This window comes from Psychrobacter sp. 78a-MNA-CIBAN-0178 (assembly GCF_040309625.1).
GTDB classification, from domain to species: domain Bacteria; phylum Pseudomonadota; class Gammaproteobacteria; order Pseudomonadales; family Moraxellaceae; genus Psychrobacter; species Psychrobacter okhotskensis.
In genome coordinates this window covers 1-316 of sequence record NZ_JBEOOZ010000097.1, presented here as the reverse complement: position 1 = coordinate 316, position 316 = coordinate 1, and the positions used below count along the sequence as shown (strand labels likewise).

Here is a 316-nt window from a genome sequence, read left to right as displayed (position 1 = left end):
GTATTAGTGGCATGCAACTGACTGCCATTCACCGCATCCGTGCTGCTTGCATTCACCGCTCCACCAGCGACGTGTTTGATCTGACGCTCAGCGCCGGCTGAACCAACTGAGACCTGATCACCAACTCGCATCGCAGGACCTGCAATGGTATGTGTGACCCCGCCAACGGTCATGGTCGACTCAGTGGTTGCATTTGTGGCAGTCGTTGACCCTGCACCTAAAGCAACCGAACCATCTAAGCTTGCTGACGATCCCATGCCAAAGGCTGAGGACGCAACACCCGCTGAGGAAGACTGTACGCCAATAGCCGTAGACA

General features: G+C 55.7%; 1 pseudogene. It reads right to left on the bottom strand.

The features are described 5' to 3' along the window. A pseudogene (locus AAEY80_RS14405) lies at positions 1–316 on the bottom strand (hypothetical protein); the annotation flags it as partial.